This is a genomic window from Micromonospora sp. NPDC047521, from assembly GCF_055587305.1.
In genome coordinates, this window is the sequence record NZ_JBVJGN010000002.1 from 595,880 (window position 1) to 613,620 (window position 17,741).

Here is a 17,741-nt window from a genome sequence, read left to right on the forward strand (position 1 = left end):
TCTGAGTCTCGACTGGATCTACTACGCGATTTCGTGGATCCTGCTGACCTGGCACTCGGCGTGGGACGCCATCGGGGTGCCCGTCGGGGCGGTGATCGGCACCAACTTCGCCTGGATCCTGTCCATCGTGTTCCTGGTGGTCACCGTCCGGGTGATCCTGTTCCCCGTCTTCGTCAAGCAGATCAAGTCGCAGCGGGCGATGCAGGCGCTCCAGCCCAAGGTCAAGGAGCTCCAGGAGAAGCACAAGGGTGACCGGGAGACGCTCCAGAAGGAGATGATGGAGCTCTATCGGAAGGAAAAGGCCAACCCGTTGATGGGCTGCCTTCCGATGTTCCTCCAGATCCCGGTCTTCCTCGGTCTCTTCCACGTGCTGCGCCGGCTCGACCCGGACAAGCAGAACAAGACCCTGTACGGCTGGACTGTCGACCAGTTCCAGAGCGCCTCGCAGGCGAAGCTCTTCACCGCCCCGATCGCCGGCAAGTTCGGCTCCACGGCCGACGAGCTGGCCAGCCTCGGCGCCAACGGCACCACTGTCAAGATCATTGCTGGTGTCCTGGTCCTCATCATGATCGGCACCACCTACCTGACCAGCCGTCAGATGATCCTCAAGACCGGCTGGGCTGAGGACCCGCAGCAGCGGATGATCCAGCGACTGATGCTCTACGGCATCCCCGCGTCGCTGCTGATCTCCGGCGCGATCTTCCCGATCGGTGTGATCATCTACTGGGTCACGAACAACCTCTTCACCCTCGGCCAGCAGCAGTGGGTGCTGCGGAAGTTCCCGCCTCCGGTGACCGCCAAGAAGGCCGCCGCCCCGGCCTCCAGCCGCAACCCGGTGCAGCCCGCCAAGTCCGCCGGTCTGTTCGGTCGCGGCAAGGCCGCCCCGCCGGCTCCGGTCAAGGCGACCGCGCCCAAGGTGGCAGGCCCGAAGCCGGGTGCCAAGCCCACCAACCCGAAGAAGAGCCGCCCCGCCAAGCGGCAGGGCTGACTCGTCCGGGCCGTCGTCGGGCAACCGGCGGCGGCCCGTTCCGCACCGCGCAGCCGCCGTACGGCCGGCGCCGGACGGAACTGACCGCGCACCGCGCGGCCACGGGCGACACTGCCCGTACAGACGTGCCCGTGGGCACCGGCGACCTCCAGCCGGCCCCGGGAAACCAGTCGGACCCGACGGTCCGGCCGAACGAGTACGGAGATGAGACCGTGACCGAGACCAGCATCCCCCGCGCCGAGCAGTCCCTGGACGAGGAGGAGACCGCACCGCTCGCGGTGGACGACGACACGGACGTCGAGTCCGACGACGACACCGAGTCGGACGACACCGGTGCCAGTGCCGGCGGCCGGGCGAAGAAGGCCACCGGCGAGGGCGACCTGTTCCGGCAGAGCGAGATCGCGGCCGACTATGTCGAAGGGCTTCTCGACATCCTCGACTACGACGGCGACATCGACGAGTTGGTGGCCGGCGGTCGCCCGGTGGTCGAGGTCGTCGGCGCGCGCCTGCAGAACCTGGTGGGCCAGCGCGGCGCCACCCTGGAGGCGCTCCAGGAGTTGACCCGGCTCGCCGTCTTCCGACAGACCGGCACCCCGAGCCGCCTGCTGCTCGACGTCGGCGGCTACCGGGCGAACCGTCGCAAGGAACTCGCCGCGGTCGCCAAGAACGCCGTCGAGAAGGTCAAGGAGTACGGCGAGGCGGTGCGGCTGGAGCCGATGTCCGCGTTCGAGCGCAAGTGCGTGCACGACGTTGTCAACGCCATGTCCGGCGTGGAGAGCGAGTCCGAGGGTGTCGAGCCGAACCGGCGCATCGTCGTACGGCCGGCGGACTGACCGCGTTGACACACGACGACGCCACGGCCGACGCCGTGACCGGCCCGGGCGGCACGCCGCCCGGGCCGTCCGCTGTCCGGCCCGACACGACCGACACCGCTCCCTCGCCTGCCGACGCCGCACTGCCGACCGCACTCGCCCCCGCGGCGCTGACCCTCTTCGGTGATCGGCTCGACCTGGCCGCCGCGTACGCCGAACTGCTGGCCACCGACGGCGTGGTACGCGGTCTGATCGGCCCCCGCGAGGCGCCCCGGATCTGGGACCGGCACCTGCTCAACTGCGCGGCGGTCGCCGAGCGGATTCCGACCGCCGCGACCGTGCTCGACGTCGGCTCGGGCGCCGGCCTGCCGGGCCTGGCCCTCGCCATCGCGCGTCCCGACCTGACTGTCACCCTCATCGAGCCGCTCGCCCGGCGGACGTCGTTCCTCATCGAGGTCGTCGAGCGGCTGGGACTGGCCAGATCGGTACGGGTCTTCCGTGGCCGCGCCGACGAGGCGGCGAGCGGTTCCAGCGGGCGGGAGCCGATCAGCGGGGACGTGGTGACCTCCCGCGCGGTCGCACCCCTGGACCGCCTGGCGACCTGGAGCCTGCCGCTGACGGTCCGTGGCGGCCGCCTCCTGGCCCTCAAGGGGTCATCGGCTGCCGCGGAGATAGAGGGGCACGCCGACGTGGTCGCACGAGTCGGCGGCGGGGAGCCCACCGTTCACCTTTGCGGTGTCGGGGTCATCGACCCGCCCACCACCGTCGTGGAGATCGTGCGCGAGCGGATGGTCGGCCCGGCCCGCCCGGCGGCCAGCAAGCGGTCCCGGGCCGGTCGCGCCCGCCGTCGCTGACGCTTCGCGCCATCGGGCGTCCGGCCGGTCGGTTGCCTCGTTGTACCGGTACGGATGGAACGAGGGTATGAGAACCCGACGTGGACCGGCCACGCCCGTCCGCCGTAGGCTGACCGCGCGTCGATAGTGTGGAGCGGGCGGCGGACGTCGCGGGTCTCCCGACCGCTCCCGAGGAGCCGTACGCTCCGGGGTGCGGGCGTGGGTGCGGCCAAGTTGACCGGGGCGCGGACCGACCATCCGAAGCGGGCAGGGATGACAGGTGCATGACGACGGCAGGTACGACGATCCACGCGTGACCGGGTCAACCAACGACCCTGTTTCACGTGAAACCGACTACCAGGGCTGGACGCCCGGCGATTCTGGACCGTCGCCCCGACCAGCGGACAATGATCCGCTGGCGCCACGCGACGATTCACCGAGGCCGGTCCGTCCGGACGCCCCGGAACCGACGACCGCGCGGAGGCCCTCGGAGGGGCTCAGCCGGCCAGCCAACACCGTCGAGGTGCGACAGACGGTCGGTCGGCGGAACACCGCCGCAGCCGTCCGCTTCGAGCAGGTGGTGCCACACCAGCCCACTGCGGCGGGCGCTCAGGACGCCGCACCGGTGACCCCCGACATACCTGTGGCATCGGCCGAGTCGCTGGCGGCAGTGGCGGCAGATCCCACGTACGTTTCACGTGAAACCCCGACGCGCGAAGAGGATGACCCACCGTTGGCTATGGAGGCGATGCGCGCCGTGCAGATCCTGAATCCCAGTGGCGAGGTGACCATGCCTCGACCGGACCGGACCCGGGTCATGTGCGTCGCCAACCAGAAGGGCGGCGTGGGCAAGACCACGACCACCGTCAACCTTGCGGTGGCGCTCGCCCTGCACGGCAACCGGGTGCTCGTGGTCGACCTCGATCCTCAGGGCAACGCCTCCACCGGGCTCAACGTGCCGCACCACACCGGTATCCCGGACGTCTACGACTGCCTGATCAACAGCGTCCCGCTGTCCGAGGTCGCGCAGGCGGTCGAGGGCATCCCCAACCTCTGGTGCGTACCGGCGACCATCGACCTCGCCGGCGCGGAGATCGAGCTGGTGTCGGTGGTGGCACGGGAGTCCCGTCTCGACCGGGCCATCGCCGCCTACCCGGGCCAGTTCGACTACGTCTTCATCGACTGCCCGCCCTCGCTCGGTCTGCTGACCGTCAACGCCCTGGTCGCCGCCCAGGAGGTACTGATCCCCATCCAGTGCGAGTACTACGCCCTGGAGGGACTCAACCAGCTGATCAACAACATCAACCTGGTACGGCAGCACCTCAACCCGAAGCTCGACGTCTCCACGATCCTGCTGACCATGTACGACCGCCGTACCCGGCTGGCCGACGCGGTCGAGCAGGACGTCCGGAACCACTTCGGCGACAAGGTCCTCCAGGCGGTCATCCCCCGCAACGTGCGGGTCTCCGAGGCACCCAGCTACGGCCAGTCGGTGATGACCTACGATCCCGGTTCGCGGGGAGCCACGAGTTACTTCGAGGCCGCCCAGGAGATCGCCGAGCGGGGCGTCAAGGAGCCGGTGGGCCGGAATGCGTAGTGCGGAAGAGACGCTGGGAGGCGTGGCATGAAGAACCGTCCTCGGGGCGGTCTGGGTCGGGGCCTGGGGGCGCTCATCCCGACCGGGCCGGTCAACGGTGTGGGCACCGCGACGGCCGAGCCGGAGAACGAGTCTGTCGACGACGAGGGGACCCCGGCGTCAACGCCTGCGACGGTCTTGGCACCTGCACGGCCGGAGCCGGAGGTGGCGCTCAGTCCGGTGCCCGGTGCCCGGTTCGCCGAGATCCCGGTCGACGCGATCGTGCCGAACCCCAAGCAGCCCCGCCAGGTCTTCGACGAGGATGCGCTGGAGGAGCTGAAGATCTCGATCCAGGAGGTCGGCTTCCTCCAGCCGATCGTCGTCCGGCAGCTCGACGACGAGAAGTACGAACTCGTCATGGGCGAGCGCCGCTGGCGGGCCGCCCAGGCGGTGGGGCGGGAGAACATCCCCGCGATCGTCCGGGACACCCGTGACGACGCCATGCTCCGCGACGCGCTGTTGGAGAACATCCACCGGGCCAACCTGAACCCGTTGGAAGAGGCAGCCGCCTACCAGCAACTGCTGGAGGAGTTCGGCGCCACCCACGAGGAACTCGCCCGCCGGATCGGGCGGAGCCGCCCGCAGATCTCCAACACCATTCGACTGCTCAACCTGCCGGCGCAGGTGCAGCGCCGGGTCGCCGCCGGGGTCCTCTCGGCTGGGCACGCCCGGGCCCTGCTGAGCCTCGACGAGTCCGCCGCCCAGGAACACCTGGCGATGCGGATCGTGGCCGAGGGCCTCTCGGTCCGTGCGACCGAGGAGATCGTGGCCCTCACTCTCAACGACGGTCCGGCGAAGGGGGCCGCGAAGCGCCGGCCCAAGCCCCACGCGCCAGCCCTCTCCGACCTCGCAGACCGGCTGTCCGACCGGTTCGACACCCGGGTGAAGGTCGACATCGGACGGAGCAAAGGCAAGATCACGATTGAGTTCGCCACGGTCGACGACCTGGAGCGGATCGTCGGCATCATCGGAGTTCAACAGCAGGAGGAGAGCGAGGACTGACCCACCTCGCCAGCCGCGGCCGCGCTCCCCCCGGGGGGCGCGGCCGCTCTGTCTCTGACTCTCGGGGTTCCCGTTTCACGTGAAACGGCGAGGCCGGTCAGGCTCCCTGGTTCGTTCGTCCGCTCGTTTGTTCGCTCCGGCTGTGGATGCCGATGGAGCGGGGCGCGTTTTCCGCCGGTGCCCGTTTCACGTGAAACGGAGACTCGACGGAGAGGTTGACCTTCCAGCGACACCGGAGAAGGGCCGCGCGCCCGCTGAGCGGTCTCCTCTGGGACTGTCGGCGGCCGGAGAAGACAGCACCAGGGTGAGTCGAGTCGCGGTCTCTCGTCGCATCGTGGCCCCATGCGGGTGATCCGGCTAGGGCGGCCCGCCCTCACCGGCGCATCCTGCAGCTTCAGCCGCATCTGGCAAAGCCTGCGCTCGCCCGCGCGCGAGGCACCGCACAGCCGGACCACACGCCGCTTCCCGAGCACCGGGCTGGAGCCGTCGGCTGGGATCGCCCGGGCCGGGTACGCCGAGGCGCGAGCGCCGGGTCGGGACCGGGTCGCGAGCCCCGCACCCGGACCGACGGGCGGATCGTTGAGGTCGCGAGCCCCTGCGCCGGGACCGGGCACGCCGGATCGCGAACGCTGGATCGGGACCGCCGGGCCGCAAAGCTACGAACGCTGGAGCGGGACCGGCGGGCGGGCACTGGCGGGCGGGGACTGCCGGGCGGCGACTGCCGGGCCGGGACTGCCGGGCCGGGATTGCCGGGCGGGGACTGCCGGGCCGGGATTGCCGGGCGGGGACTGCCGGGCCGGGACCATCGCGCAGAGAACCGTCGCGCTGACGGTAGGGCCGCGAGCGCCGAGTGCGGGAGCGCCAGACTGACTGCAAGGGCTCTGCCGGACTCAGAACTCCCCCGCTCAGCGGATTCACCGATCGGGCGAGGCGTTCTGGAGTGAGACGGCCCGCGTTCGCTCCGGGACATCCCCGTACTGCTCGTGTGGACGGGAAGGAGACCACGCCCCGGCTGGCCCGGCCCCTGGGCTTGTGGCTGCCGGGGGCCCGGCAGCGGTACCGACAGATCACGCCAGAGCGGGTCGGTGGGCTGGCGAGCGCACGGCACGAGTTGCGCCGCGCGGCGCGACCCGCGTTGGGGAGGGCCCCGCGAGAAGCCTGTCCCGGGGAGGCCCGTCGGCTGGCTGTCAGGCACCGGGAGGCAGTTCTGGCGACCCGAGCGGTGCAGGGGCCGGAGCCCCAGCCGACACGGTCGGCTGCGGACTCTTCAGCCCCGGTTTCACCCACGACGCAGGGGGTCGAAGATCTCACTCCGACGACCGGCGCACAACGAACGAGGGCTCGAAAAGTTATCCACACCGGTTGTCCACAGGTACCCCCCGTTTCACGTGAAACCCCGCGTGAAAGCGGGTGCCAGCCTGTGGATGACGGCCCGTGTCTGGGGTCTTGGCAGCCTGTGGACATCACTGGACCGATCGACGACGAACGCTGATCTGACGGGTCGTCACCTGCCGATCGGGTAGGGACAGCCGCGCCGGACTCCGTTAGGGTCAGCGTCGTGCACGACACCCCTCCCTCAGTCCCGGACTTCACCCAGTGGCCCTCGTTTCCCTTCGAGGGTGACCTGCGCGTGAAGCAGCTCGACGACCCGGTCCCGGTCGAACCGCCACGCAAGGGCGAGGGCCTCCGGGAATGCACCGCCTGCAACGCTCCGGACGACGCCTACATCTGGGTGGGCGAGCGGTGGCGGGTCCGTGCCATGGACCGGCCCACGGGCCTGCCCATGGTGCTCATCCTCGAATCGCGGACTCATCTCGACCTGGGCGACCTGCCGAACCTGCTCGCCGCCGAGTTGGGTGTGATGACCGTACGTCTGGAACGGGCCATCCGGTCGCTGGACGGCGTCGCCCGGGTGCACGTCAACCGATGGGGTGACGGCTCGGCGCACCTGCACATGTGGTTCCTGGCTCGACCGTACGGCCGGCTTCAACTGCGGGGCACGTTCCTGTCTCTGTGGGACTCGATCCTGCCGCCGATCTCCGAAGCGCAGTGGCGGGAAAATCTGGCGCTCGTCGCCGCGTGGCTGGCGGAGTTCGGCGGCCGTCCGCTGGCCGAGCCTCCCCGCATCCAGTGGCAGGCGCCGTCCAGCCTGCTGGCCCAGTCCGCCGCCGCGCACGCCGCGGCGGAGGCGGAGGCTGTCTCGGTGATAGAGGCGGCGGAGGAGATCCCGGAGCCGGAGTCGGACCCGACGAGCGGCGCCGACGGCGACGGCGGCAGCAACGACGACGGTCAGGGCGGAACGCCCACCGAGCCCTCAACGGCGGACGCCATCGTCCCGCCCTCCAACAAAGTCCCGCCCACCGACAAGGATGCGCTCCGCTCGCCCACCGACGGAGACGCCGCCGGTTCACCTGTCGACGAAGACACCCCCGGCAGCGCGGCGCAGGCCGGCGTCGGCGAACAGAACACGGGCCGGAACGGGAACGCCGAGGGCGTCGGCGGCGGGCACGACAGCGCCGCACCGGGGGACGAGGGCACCACCCCGGCGGCCCCTACGGCGACGCCGGTATGACGGCGATCGCGGCCAGGCGGTCCGGTCGAGGCGTACCTCAGGACTGTCGCTGACGAACGAGGTTGGCGGTGGCACCTGACGGGCTGCCGCCAACCTCGACGCGCGGCGGGATGGTCAGGAAGCTGTGACGCGGGCGGCGGCGCGGGTGACCAGCGAGCCGATGAGCCGCCCGAAGTCCAGACCGGCTGCCTGCACGGCGAGGGGCAGCAGCGACGTCTCCGTCATACCTGGTGAAACGTTGACCTCCAGGACGTGCGGCTGGCCCGCGGCGTCCACGATCACGTCGACGCGGGACAGGTCGCGCAGGCCGAGCGCGGTGTGCGCGGCTAGCGCCACGTCCGCCACCGTGGCGGCGACCTCCGGGTCCAGTCGGGCCGGCGCGTGCCAGGTGGTCCGCCCGGCGGTGTAGCGGGCCGCGTAGTCGTACACGCCGTTGCGGGGCACGATCTCCACCGGCGGCAGTGCCTGCGGGCCGTCGCCGAGATCGACCACGGAGACCGCCACGTCCATCCCCTGCACGTACCGCTCGACCAGGGCTGTGGAGTCGTACGCGAAGCAGCCCACCATCGCGGCGGGCAGCGCTGCGGCGTCCCGGACCACCGCGCCACCCAGCCCCGAGCCGCCCTGCGCCGGCTTGACCATCAGGGGCAGGCCGAGGCGGTCGGCGATCCGGTCCAGGACGGCGACCGCGCCGAGCTCGGAGAACCGGTCGTGCGGCAGGGCCACCCAGTCGGGGGTGGGGATGCCTGCCTCGCGGAGCACCGCCTTGGCTGACGGCTTGTCCCAGGCGAGCCGCGAGGCGCGGGCGTCACAGCCCACGTACGGGATGTCGCACAGGTCCAGCACCCCGCGCAGCGAGCCGTCCTCGCCGGTCGCGCCGTGCAGGGCGATCACCACGGCGTCCGGCGGGTCGGCCGCGAGTGCCGGTAGCAACGCCACGTCGGCGTCGCGCAGTTCCGCCTCGACGCCTACGGCACGCAGCGCGTCGAGGACCCGCCGGCCGGAGCGCAGCGACACATCCCGCTCGTAGGAGAGCCCGCCGGCGAGCACAAGCACCCGCAGGTCGGCCGAGACGGCAGGATCGGTCACGAGGAGGCGCTCGGCTGTCGTACCCATGCCGGCATCATGCCAAGTCAGGACCTGGCACGTCGGAGCCGGCCTGCCCGCGCCGACCCGCGGCGCCGCCGCCGACGGCACCGAAGACCCGGCGCATCGCGATCTCCTGCTCCATCACGCCGGCCAGCCGGCGGACGCCCTCGCGGATCCGCTCCGGCGGCGGGAAGCTGAAGTTCAACCGCATGGTGCCGGTGCCGGTGCCGTCGGCGTAGAAGCCGGTGCCGGGCACGTACGCGACCCGGGCGGCGACCGCGCGCGGCATCATCGCCTTCGAGTCCAGCCCTTCGGGCAGGGTGGCCCAGACGAACAGGCCGCCGGCCGGCGTGGTCCAGCTGGTGCCCTCGGGCATGAGGTCGGCCATCGCGTCGAGCAGGGCGTCGCGTCGTTCCCGGTAGACCTCGCGGTAGACCTTGAGCTGCTGCCGCCACGGCATCGTGCCGAGGTAGGTGGCCACCGCCGCCTGGGCGTAGCCGCTGGGGCAGAGGATCTGCGCCTCGCTGGCGATGACCAGCTTGTCGCGGACCGCGTGCGGCGCCAGGATCCAGCCGACCCGCAGACCCGGCGCGAAGGTCTTGGAGAAGGTGCTGAGGTAGAACACCCCGTCTCGGCGGCGGGCCCGCAGCGGCGCCGGCGCGTCACCCTCGAACCCCAACTGGCCGTACGGGTCGTCCTCGACGACGAGCAGGCCGGCGCGCTCGCAGATGTCGAGCACCCGTTCCCGGCGCTCCTCGCTGAGCGTCACGCCCGTCGGGTTCTGGTAGGTGGGGATCGTGTAGAGGAACTTCACCCGCCGCCCCGCGCGGGCCAGGTCGGCGATGGCCGCCTCCAGTGCCTCCGGGATCAGCCCGTCGGCGTCCATGGGTACGTGTGCGACCTGAGCCTGGGCAGCCTGGAAAACCCCGAGCGCGCCGACGTAGGTCGGCCCCTCGGCGAGCACCACGTCGCCCGGGTCGAGGAAGAGTCGGGCCACCAGGTCCAGAGCCTGCTGCCCACCGACGGTGACGACCACGTCCTCGGGGGAGGCGCCGCACCCGGCGTCGATTCCGGAGAGCGCCATCACCTCGCAGATCCGCTCGCGCAGCTCCAGGGTGCCCTGGCCGATGCCGTACTGGAGGGTGGTGACGCCGTGCTCGGAGCCGAGCCGGCCGAGCATCTCTCCGACCGCGTCGAGCGGCAGGGCGGCGATGTACGGTGCTCCACCGGCGAGCGAGACGACCTCCGGCCTGCTGGCCACGGCGAAGAGTGCTCGGATCTCGGAGGCGGTCATCCCTCGTACCCGCCGGGCGTACCGGTCGGTGTAGTCGTCGAGTGTCGTGCCGGTCATGACCTCACCTCGATCGCTGCTCGGGTGGCTCCCGCCCCGGGTACCCCGCACGCACGTGACCATGGCGGTCGGGACACCGATTGTCGATCCTAGCCGCCTTTGGCCAGCGTGCCGGCCTGCCGAGACGGATCGTCCACATCCCGGACCCGTCCCCCGGTGCGGTGACGATCTGCGCGTCCCCTCCCGTACCGCCGATCGGCGGCGTACGATCGCTCGTCGGGGACAGGAAGGCGGCGCTGTCGTTGCGTGCCGGTCTCACCGCCGAGCCTATTGTGGGGATGCGCCATATGTCGCGACGTCTGGTCAGCCTGACCCTCGACACGCTGGAGGATCTTCCTCGCCCCTGCCGGCAGTGCGTCTACTGGGAGCTGGATCCGGTGTCCGCCGACCGGGCGTGCGCCGCCGGCGACCCGGGCCTGGAGAAGGAGGCGTGGGTCTCCCAGACCCTGCTGGAATGGGGTTCGTGCGGCAAGCTCGCGTACGTCGACGGCATGCCGGCCGGCTTCGTGATGTACGCCCCGCCGGCCTACGTTCCCCGCTCGATGGCCTTCCCGACGTCGCCGGTCTCCGCCGACGCGGCGCTGTTGATGACCGCGAACGTGGTGGCCGCGTTCGCCGGTGGCGGGCTGGGTCGGATGCTTGTGCAGGGCGTCGCCCGGGACCTGACCAAGCGGGGGATCAAGGCGATCGAGGCGTTCGGCGACGCGAAGTTCGGGGACGCCGACGACCCGGCGGGCGGGTGCGTCGCGCCTGCCGACTTCTTCCTCTCCGTCGGCTTCAAGACCGTCCGGCCGCATCCCCGGTTCCCCCGACTGCGCCTTGAGCTGCGGACCGCCCTGAGCTGGAAGTCCGACGTCGAGTACGCGCTGGAGAAGCTCCTCGGCTCGATGAGCCCGGAGACCCTGCTCCGCCCGGTGCGGCCCGCCCCGGCGACCCGCTCCACCGGCGGCTGAGCATCCGCCGCAGCACCGCCGCTCAGCTGACCACCGTGGCGGCGTGCACCACCGCCCGCAGTTCGCTGACGTCGAGCGAGCCGGTCGGGACGTCCCGCTCGATCGGGTAGTACATGCGCTGCACCGCTGCCACGATCGCCTCCACCACCCGGTCGCGGAACCGGGGGTCGACCAGCCGGGCGCGGTCCGTCGGCGAGGTGAGGTAGCCGACCTCGACCCGGACGGCAGGCATCCGCGTCAACCGCAGCAGGTCCCAGGCCTTGGCATGGGTACGGCAGTCCCGTAGCCCGGTCCGCGCGACGATCTCCCGCTGGACCAACCCGGCCAGCCGTTCGCCGGTCGCCGAGGTCACGCCGTTGTCGGTGCCGTAGTGGTAGGTCGCCACGCCTTCGGCGTCCGGGTTGGCGTGCCCGTCGAGGTGCAGCGAGATGAACACGTCGGCGCCGAGCGAGTTGGCCAGCAGCGCCCGATCGGTGTCCGGCAGGCAGCTGTCGGGCGCCGGACCCCTGGTCAGCTGCACCCGTACTCCGGACGCGGCGAGCCGCCCCTCCAGCCGGCTCGCAAGGTCGTGCACCAGGTCCGCCTCCGTCCAGCGCAGCGGCCCGTCGGGCACCACCATGCCCGGGTCGGTGCCGCCGTGCCCGGGGTCGATGACGACCGTCTTGCCGACCAGCGCCGGCCCGGACTGCCGGATGGCGTCGGACTCGCGCAGCCACTGGGGACGGCCACCGACGACCTTGCGGCCGATCCGGCGCAGCGCGTTCATGGTGTGCGGGCCGCAGGAGCCGTCGGGGGTGAGCCCGACCTCGCGCTGGAACTGGGCAACCGCGCGGGAGGTGCGGATGCCGTAGATGGCGTCCGCGCGACCCACGTCGTACCCCATCTCCAGCAGCCGCTCCTGGAGCGACCGGACGTCCTCGCCGGTGAGCGGGTCGGGGACCGCGTGGTAGAGGGTGCGGGCGCCGAGCCTCCAGCGTGCGGCGTCCAGCGCCCCCCAGGTCTCCGACCCGACCCGACCGTCGACGCTGAGCCCCCGGGACTGCTGGAACGCGCGGACCGCCCGTTCGGTGTCGAGGTCGAACTCGTCGGCGTTCGCGCCGGCAGTGGACGCGAGCAGGTCGAGGCCGGTGAGGATGGTTCGGATCTCCGTGACCGCTGGCCCCCGGTCACCGGGTCGGATCGGACGCACGCTCGACCCCCTCTGCACAACGCTGGCTGGCCGGGCGCGGCCTCGGCTTGAGGCTATGCGTTCCGGGGCGGTGTGGGGGCTCGGGCCGAGAAAAACGGCCCCGGAAACAGCGAACCCCGCACCCCCCTTGAGGGGTACGGGGTTCGGTGATGTTTCTGCTGGTCAGAGAGCCGATTCGATGAGCCGGACCAGCTCGCCCTTCGGCTTGGCACCCGCGATCGACTGCACCGGCTGGCCGTTCTTGAACACGGTGAGCGTCGGTACGGACATCACCCGGTAGGCGCGGGCGGTCTCCGGGTTCTCGTCGATGTTGAGCTTGACGATGCTGACCCGGTCGCCCATCTCGCCGGCGATCTCCTCGAGCAGCGGCGACACCTTGCGGCAGGGGCCGCACCACTCGGCCCAGAAGTCCACCAGAACCGGCTTGTCCGCCTGCAGCACGTCAGCGACGAAGCTCTTGTCCGTGACCGCCTTGGTATTTCCCACTGTGCCCCTCCTCCGGGATCTGTTCTTGTTTCAGCTGAGCGTCGCGATAAACCGCTCGGCGTCGAGCGCGGCGGCACAGCCGGTGCCGGCCGCGGTGATCGCCTGACGGTAGGTGTGGTCGACCACGTCGCCGGCGGCGAACACACCTGGCACGTTGGTGCGGGTGCTCGGGGCCTGAACCTTCACGTAGCCCTCGTCGTCCAGCTCGACCTGGCCCTGGAACAGCTCACTGCGCGGGTCGTGACCGATGGCCACGAAGACACCAGTCACGTCCATCACCTTGGTCTCGCCGCTGTGCACGTTGCGGACCCGTACGCCGGTGACCTTGCCGTCGTCGCCCAGGATCTCCTCGACGGTGCTGTTCCACTCGACCTTGATCTTCTCGTTGCTCAGCGCCCGGTCAGCCATGATCTTGCTGGCCCGGAACGAGTCGCGCCTGTGGATGATGGTGACCGTGTCGGCGAAACGGGTGAGGAAGGTGGCCTCCTCCATCGCCGAGTCACCGCCGCCGACGACCACGATGTGCTGGTTGCGGAAGAAGAAGCCGTCACAGGTGGCACACGCGGACACACCGTGGCCCAGGTACTCCTGCTCGCCGGGCACGCCCAGCGGACGCCAGGCCGACCCGGTGGAGAGGATGATCGAGCGGGCCCGGTACGCGGTCTCGCCGACCCAGACGGTGCTCAGCGCGCCCGAACCGGCGTCGCCGGTGTCCACCAGCTCGACCCGGGTCACGTCGTCGGTGAGGAACTCGGCGCCGAACCGCTCGGCCTGCTTGCGCATGTTGTCCATCAGCTCGGGGCCGAGGATGCCGTCGGCGAAGCCGGGGAAGTTTTCCACCTCGGTGGTGGTCATCAGCGCGCCACCGGACTGGACGCCCTCGATGATCAGCGGCTTCAGGTTGGCGCGTGCGGCGTAGACCGCCGCCGTGTAACCGGCCGGCCCGGAGCCGATGATGATCAGGTTGCGGACCTCGTCCACTGCCGTCTCCCGCGTTGTGTGTGTTCGGCGTCGGTGCGCACCGACGCCGATCCGAGTGCCGACGCCTGGGGGGTGCCGGCAGCTGACTTCCAGAACGTCATCGTACGAACCGGGGATTCCCGAGCCGGGCATCCGGTGGGTCAGGTCACGTAGAAGGTCATCGCACCGGTGACCGCTGATTCACCCTACCCGCGTCGAATACCGCGTGTCCGAGCCGGACCCTGGGACACCGCACTCCGGACCGCTCACCCAGGCCCAGCGGGCCCCGGTGGAGTCGGTGAACCTGATGACCAACGCCTGCTCACCCTGGAACTCGGCGAAGTCGATCACCTCGACCACCAGCGGGGCGGAACCGTGCTCCGTCGCCACGTCGGCCAGGCAGGCGGTCAGCGCCCTCTGGTCGGTGAGGCGCGCCAGCTGGTCCAGACCGTCCGGCGCGGGCCGTCGGCCTCCCTCGGCGTCCACCCCGGGCTGGTTGGCGGGGGCGTCGCCGGGAGCGCCGGACGGGGTGCGGGTGGGGATGTCGGTGGCCTGGTAGGGCGCCGGCCGCTCCGCGTCCCCGAGGGTCTGCGGGTCGTAGTCCGTACCGCTGCGCAGTGCCGGCCCGGTGGTGCGGACCGCTCCGGCCGTCGCGGCGCCCTCGGGCGCGCTGGCCGGCCGGTCCAGGGCGCTGGTGCCGGCGATGTCGGAGGCGTCCATCGACAGATGGTTGAGGCCCAACGCGACCCCGACGACGGCGACCGCCGCGACGGCCACCGGTGCCCCACGCCGCACCCAGCGGCGCCGACGGCGGCCAGGGCCGGTGGCGGCCGTGCGATCGGGTTCGGCGGGCCGCCGACCCGCTCCACCCTGGGCCGGTACGACACCCGGGGCGGCGGTGGTGTCGTCAGCGGCGGCCAGCGCCGCGAGGAGCCGGTCGGCGACCGCCGGCGGCATCTCCGGAGACGGGCCGGCCCACTCGGCCAGGTCGGCCTGCACCTGCGTCAGCGCGGAGTCCAGCCGGGCGTGCGCCTCGGCCCACGCCGGGTCCGAATCCACCAGACGGGCGACCTCCGCCTGCTGCGGCGTGCCGTCCAGCGCCCCGCCGAGGTAGTCAGCAAGCAGGTCGTCGTCGACCTCCCTGAACCCCTCGGTCGTCACGTGTCCTCCTGATTGGCGTCCCGCCGGTAACGGCCCGGCCCCGATCCGACGCCCTCCACCGGCCGTGGGTTCCCCGGGGTGACGCCCGGCACGTCCGCGACCTGGTCCGACGGCTGCGGACGGGCCGGACGGAGGTGCCCGAGCGTCACCGCGAGCCGGGCTCTGCCCCGTGCGCAGCGGCTCTTCACCGTTCCCTCGGCGACACCGAGGATGCGAGCCACCTCGGCGACGGGGTAGCCCTGCACGTCCACCAGCACCAGGGCGGCGCGCTGTTCGACGGGCAGGGTGGCGAGTGCCTGGCGGACCACGAGCGCGGTGTCGTGGTCCTGTATCGGCGCGGCCGGCTCCACACCCCGGTTGCCGGAGCCGTCCCCGGCCGGGTCGCCGTCGGGCAGCGGCACCGTGGGATGCGCCTGGCGGCGTCGGATCCGGTCCAGGCAGGCGTTGACCACGATCCGGTGCAGCCAGGTGGTGACCGCGGAGTCACCGCGGAAACGGCCGGCCGCCCGGTGCGCGGACAGCAGCGCGTCCTGGAGGGCGTCCGCCGCCTCCTCGCGGTCGCCGAGCGTCCGCAGGGCCACCGCCCACAACCGGTCCCGGTGTCTGCGGAACAACTCGGCGAACGCGTCCCGATCGCCGGCGACGTGGGCGCGCAGCAGCTCCAGGTCCGTCGCCGCGTCGCGCCCGTCCATCACCGCGTCCAGCGGATGCGGTGCCCGGACCGTGGTGCCCGGCTCACGACCCCTGGACCGTGATCTCCTGCACCCCCAGCTTGAACCCGCCCTCGGACGGCGGCAGCTGGGTGATCCAGAACAGCAGGTACCGGTATTTCGTGTCGGCGTCGAAGCCGTTGAACGTCATGGTCGTGCCGTCGTGGTCCTCGAACGGCTGGCCGATCGGCGTCTTGTAGCTCGCGACCAACTGCTTGTCACCGCTGGAGTCGGACGGCGGGTTGGTCGTACCGGCGAGGAGCTGGGCGGACGCCCCGGTGGCCGACAGCACCGCCTGGACCGACTTGACTGTGTGCGGCTCGCCGAGGTCGATCCAGACGCCCATGCCCTTCTTCAGGTTGCCGAAGTTGGGCCGGTCGCGGTACGTCTCGGTCTCCCAGCCCTTGTCCTCGTCACCGTCGATGACCTTGTCGGCGCCGTCGACCTCGCTGCGGTCCTTGCTCTCCGGGTCGATGATCCGGACGTTCTTCACGGTCAGCTTGCGGGCCGTGGCGGCGGCCGGGGTGGCATCGCCGGCCGGGGCGCTGGAGGTGGGTGGGGCGACCGGGTTGGCCTGCTGGTCCTTGTCGCCGTCGCCACCGAGCGCGCTGATCCCGATCAGCAGACCGACCAGGGCGACCGCCAACAGACCGGCGATGCCGATCGCGACCTTGCGGCCACCGGCAGCCGCCAGCGGGGACGGCTCCTCCTCGGTGTCGGCCGCGAACCGCAGCGGGCCACTGTTGTCGAGGTAGTGCTCATCCTCGGCCGGCACGTCCAGTCGCGCCAACTCGGCGGCGAGCACGTCCGACGAGGGCGGGGCGATCTCGGCGTCGAGCAGGTCCATCGTCAGGTCGTCCAGGTACGCGGGCACACCGGCCCGGACCTGCCGGGGTGCCGCGATGGCGCCTGTGGCGTCCCGGACACCGTCCGGAATGGCCGCCCGTCCATGGCCGGCGGTGGCGCCGTGCAGTGGCGCCTCGGCGTGCGGCCAGTGGCCGGTCAGGGCGAAGTAGAGGATGCCGCCGACAGCCCGGATGTCGTTCTCCTGGCTGTCGGCGCCGTCGGTGCGCGCGTCGGCCAGCACCACGCGGCCCTCGTCGCTGATCATGACGGTGCCGGGGTGGACGTTTCCGTGCACCATGCCTGTGGCGTGCACCGCGGCGAGCGCACTCGCGACGGCGTTGCCGATCGCGGTGGCCCGGGCCGGGTCCAGCGGGCCCTCGGTCGCCAGGTCGCGCAGGGACTGCCCGTCGACCCACTCACGGACCACGTACGCCCGCTCGGCCTCGTCGATCGCGTCGTAGACGCCGACCAGGTTGGGGTGGATGACCCGGCTGGCCGCGACAGCGGCCTGGAGCATCTCGGTGGCGGAGTCGCCACCCGGATAGCGCAGCACCACCGCGACGGGACGGCGCAGGATGACGTCGACTCCGCGCCAGACCAGCCGACCCGCGCTGTCGTTGTTGATGTGCTCGACCAGCTCGTAACGCTCGGCGAGGATTTCACCGGCCGTGGGAGCACCGAAGGTCATGACCGGCGGAGCGCTCTCGTCCGCCTCCTGACCCTCGCCGACCTGGGTCACCCGTCCTCCCTCGGTGATCGTGTCGATCGATGGACCCGAACTGCTGGGCATGTGGCTTCCCGCTCTGCCGTCGAAGGAACCGGCCGACCGGTGTCGACGCCCAGCGTCGGCGCCTGCCGTACCCGTCGAGAAGGACCTTACCCGGGTTGCCCGTCTCCCCGACATGTCATCTTCCCGCCGTACCCGGCGGGGTGCCGGGAGTCAGGGCAGTCGTCCGGTTACGACCGTTCTCAGCCACGTTGCTGGCACATGTACTAGCCAATCTACGGCTTCACCGCAAGTGACCGACGTTGGGGCTGACCCTGTCGTGGCACCCTCGCCAACCGGCATGTTCCCACCGATCGGGCGGTCACGCTCATCCGTACGGTTGGTTATCCACAGGCCGATCCGGTGGCTGACCGGCGAATCGCGCAG

The 17,741-nt window shown here is 71.4% G+C and carries 15 protein-coding genes; 7 read left to right on the forward strand and 8 right to left on the reverse strand.

The features are described from left to right. Position 1: 1 nt before the first annotated feature. The 6 genes from yidC to ACZ6N8_RS06765 all read left to right on the forward strand — a co-directional run bounded on the left by yidC (position 2) and on the right by ACZ6N8_RS06765 (position 7,843). Positions 2–988 carry a membrane protein insertase YidC gene (yidC, locus tag ACZ6N8_RS06740; protein WP_357984843.1) on the forward strand — a complete coding sequence of 329 codons (987 nt, stop codon included), beginning with the start codon at positions 2–4 and terminating at the stop codon, positions 986–988. A 212-nt stretch (positions 989–1,200) separates the two neighbouring features. After that, positions 1,201–1,821, forward strand: coding sequence for a Jag family protein (locus ACZ6N8_RS06745; RefSeq protein ID WP_139584729.1), 621 nt, complete (start codon positions 1,201–1,203; stop codon positions 1,819–1,821). A 122-nt stretch (positions 1,822–1,943) separates the two neighbouring features. Beyond that, positions 1,944–2,654: a 16S rRNA (guanine(527)-N(7))-methyltransferase RsmG gene (gene rsmG / locus ACZ6N8_RS06750; RefSeq protein WP_466008335.1), complete on the forward strand. Its 711-nt coding sequence runs from the start codon at positions 1,944–1,946 to the stop codon at positions 2,652–2,654. Between the two features lie 604 nt (positions 2,655–3,258). Next, a complete protein-coding gene (locus ACZ6N8_RS06755; RefSeq protein WP_466008337.1) occupies positions 3,259–4,230 on the forward strand; it encodes a ParA family protein in 972 nt (323 codons plus the stop codon). A 27-nt stretch (positions 4,231–4,257) separates the two neighbouring features. Then, positions 4,258–5,271, forward strand: a complete 1,014-nt coding sequence (locus tag ACZ6N8_RS06760) for a ParB/RepB/Spo0J family partition protein (RefSeq protein WP_466008083.1) — start codon at positions 4,258–4,260, stop codon at positions 5,269–5,271. 1,558 nt (positions 5,272–6,829) lie between these two features. Then, positions 6,830–7,843: a hypothetical protein gene (locus ACZ6N8_RS06765; protein WP_466008085.1), complete on the forward strand. Its 1,014-nt coding sequence runs from the start codon at positions 6,830–6,832 to the stop codon at positions 7,841–7,843. Between the two features lie 114 nt (positions 7,844–7,957). On the opposite strand, the gene ACZ6N8_RS06770 is transcribed toward ACZ6N8_RS06765, so the two are convergent. Further along, positions 7,958–8,959 carry a D-alanine--D-alanine ligase family protein gene (locus ACZ6N8_RS06770; RefSeq protein WP_387117240.1) on the reverse strand — a complete coding sequence of 334 codons (1,002 nt, stop codon included), beginning with the start codon at positions 8,957–8,959 and terminating at the stop codon, positions 7,958–7,960. A 7-nt stretch (positions 8,960–8,966) separates the two neighbouring features. After that, positions 8,967–10,283: an aminotransferase-like domain-containing protein gene (locus ACZ6N8_RS06775; protein WP_466008087.1), complete on the reverse strand. Its 1,317-nt coding sequence runs from the start codon at positions 10,281–10,283 to the stop codon at positions 8,967–8,969. 287 nt (positions 10,284–10,570) lie between these two features. Here ACZ6N8_RS06775 and ACZ6N8_RS06780 point away from each other — a divergent pair, with 287 nt between their 5' ends. Continuing rightward, the gene (locus ACZ6N8_RS06780; RefSeq protein WP_074315552.1) at positions 10,571–11,236 is read left to right on the forward strand and encodes a GNAT family N-acetyltransferase; all 666 of its coding nucleotides are present in this window, start codon (positions 10,571–10,573) and stop codon (positions 11,234–11,236) included. Positions 11,237–11,258: 22 nt separating this feature from the next. Here the strand turns inward: ACZ6N8_RS06780 and ACZ6N8_RS06785 are convergent, their stop codons facing one another. From ACZ6N8_RS06785 to ACZ6N8_RS06810, 6 genes are all read right to left on the reverse strand, one after another. Continuing rightward, on the reverse strand, positions 11,259–12,425 hold the full coding sequence (locus tag ACZ6N8_RS06785; protein WP_364370188.1) for an N-acetylmuramoyl-L-alanine amidase: 1,167 nt from the start codon (positions 12,423–12,425) through the stop codon (positions 11,259–11,261). Positions 12,426–12,587: 162 nt separating this feature from the next. Beyond that, entirely contained in the window at positions 12,588–12,911 is a 324-nt protein-coding gene (trxA, locus tag ACZ6N8_RS06790) for a thioredoxin (protein WP_053651673.1), read from the reverse strand. 30 nt (positions 12,912–12,941) lie between these two features. After that, positions 12,942–13,892 (reverse strand): thioredoxin-disulfide reductase, encoded by a 951-nt coding sequence (gene trxB, locus ACZ6N8_RS06795; RefSeq protein ID WP_364370192.1) that lies wholly within the window; start codon positions 13,890–13,892, stop codon positions 12,942–12,944. Between the two features lie 180 nt (positions 13,893–14,072). Next, the gene (locus tag ACZ6N8_RS06800; protein ID WP_466008089.1) at positions 14,073–15,032 is read right to left on the reverse strand and encodes a hypothetical protein; all 960 of its coding nucleotides are present in this window, start codon (positions 15,030–15,032) and stop codon (positions 14,073–14,075) included. Continuing rightward, complete coding sequence (sigM, locus tag ACZ6N8_RS06805; protein ID WP_466008091.1) at positions 15,029–15,724, reverse strand: RNA polymerase sigma factor SigM; 696 nt, start codon at positions 15,722–15,724, stop codon at positions 15,029–15,031. The genes ACZ6N8_RS06800 and sigM overlap by 4 nt, the downstream gene beginning before the upstream one ends. 43 nt (positions 15,725–15,767) lie before the next feature. Continuing rightward, positions 15,768–17,378 (reverse strand): protein kinase family protein, encoded by a 1,611-nt coding sequence (locus ACZ6N8_RS06810; protein WP_466008093.1) that lies wholly within the window; start codon positions 17,376–17,378, stop codon positions 15,768–15,770. Positions 17,379–17,741: the final 363 nt, after the last annotated feature.